This is a genomic window from Wolbachia endosymbiont of Drosophila barbarae (genome assembly GCF_044752445.1).
In the GTDB taxonomy this organism is placed as follows: domain Bacteria; phylum Pseudomonadota; class Alphaproteobacteria; order Rickettsiales; family Anaplasmataceae; genus Wolbachia; species Wolbachia pipientis.
In genome coordinates, this window is sequence record NZ_JBIXJM010000031.1 from 1 (window position 1) to 1,686 (window position 1,686).

Here is a 1,686-nt window from a genome sequence, read left to right on the forward strand (position 1 = left end):
CGAATTGAAGTTATCTTTTGAAAAAACTATTGATACTATCGATTACAACAAAAGTACATTGTCTAAAAAAATCATTTCAAACTGGATAAAGGTAGACGACCGAAATGATCCATTAAGAGTAAAATTCGCAGAAATTGAGGAGTCAATAAATGATAATGATTGGCAAAATATAACTGTTACAGTAAGCAATTTAACGCATTCAGAATTCAAGCCATGGCTGAATAAATTGAATGGTTTTATTGTAGCTTCTAAGAATATTTCAACAATATATCATCACTTATTACAATATATCTCATGATTTATTTTATAATTTTCGCTTTTTCGTTTTTATTTGGTATATGGGTCAAGGTAAGTGGTGAAGTAATAAAATTGGAATTAGGCAATTACACTATAAGTATTGATCTATATTTCATTATTTTTACTTGTGTAGTTTTATTATTTTTATTAATTACACTTGTACGCTTTTTTTCCTCCATTTCATCAACATTTGCCAACATAAGAAATAGAAGAAGGGATAGGGAAGAATTGCTTCTCTTTGAAGCTTTCTTTAGCATAGACTTAGACAATATAGAGAATGCCCAAAAGCTAGTTAAAAGTCTGAGTGAGGAGAGCGATAGGTTGTCTTTAATAAAGCTCTTTAACTCAGGTAAGACGGGAAATTACAGCTTTTTCAGTAACGGTTTAACAAATATTGCAAATAAAAATCGTAACTTAGCTCTACTTCTAGCCAATAAGCTGATTGTCCACCTCAAACAAGAAAAAGTAGTCTTTCAAAAATTTATAGAATATTGCTCTAGTTCAATTAATGATAAAATGCTATCTATTCCCTTTCAAATAGAGCATTGCATATTGAAAGAAGATTGGATTAATGCAATTTTGAGGTTGAAGGAAGCAGTTAAGTCCAATATTTTTCTCCCCTTTGATCATAAAGAAATGTTTGCAGTGTTTTATTGCGCTTTAGCAAAGCAATATGAAAGTAAAGGAAATTTTAAGGAGGCTATAAAGTCTTTATTTAGAGCACAACGTTATAGTGCAATTTTTCAGCCCATCAATTATTTAAAGGCAGAATTATATATTAAACTTGGAAAAATCAGAAAAGCTTCTGCAGTGCTAGAGGCAGAGTATACAGTAAATCCTACTCCTCAGTCAGCTAAAATGTACATCAATTTAAATAGTAAAGGTGCTGAAAGACTATACAACTTACGCCCTGATTATTATTTTAGTTACTGTTTACTTGCTTTGTCCTCAATGAGTTCAGGTAAATATGATCTTGCAAGTCAATATTTAGACACTGCTATGAAAAAAGCTAATTACATGTCAATCTACTTTATTGTAATACAACTCAAGGTTACATTGCAAGAACACGACAAGGTAATTTATTGGCTAAACAAGATGGACTCAGAAGCTTTGCCTGATCCAGGCTGGAAATGTAAAAATTGTAACAGGGAACTAGAACAATGGGATCATAAGTGTTCAAGTTGTAATAGTTTTAATTGTGTTTATTATATATTATAAAATTCCACAAAGTGTAGAAATTACCATTAGGCTACTTTCACATTGATATTGCTGAAGTTAGAGCACTTTCTTAATATAATCCTTATCTCCAAACAATAAACCTGCAAGTTTCTTAGCTAGACTTGGTTTTAATGTCAAAAAAACTTGCTTTTAGACACTAACAGTTATATA

At 30.7% G+C, this 1,686-nt stretch carries 1 protein-coding gene and 1 pseudogene; both read left to right on the plus strand.

The annotated features are described in order from the left end of the window. Window positions 1-298 (plus strand): annotated as a pseudogene (locus tag ACIPNH_RS00345) (hypothetical protein); the annotation flags it as partial. Beyond that, on the plus strand, window positions 295-1,515 hold the full coding sequence (locus ACIPNH_RS00350) for a heme biosynthesis protein HemY (RefSeq protein WP_155969131.1): 1,221 nt from the start codon (window positions 295-297) through the stop codon (window positions 1,513-1,515). The pseudogene ACIPNH_RS00345 and the gene ACIPNH_RS00350, both read left to right, overlap by 4 nt. The last annotated feature ends 171 nt before the right edge of the window (window positions 1,516-1,686 follow it).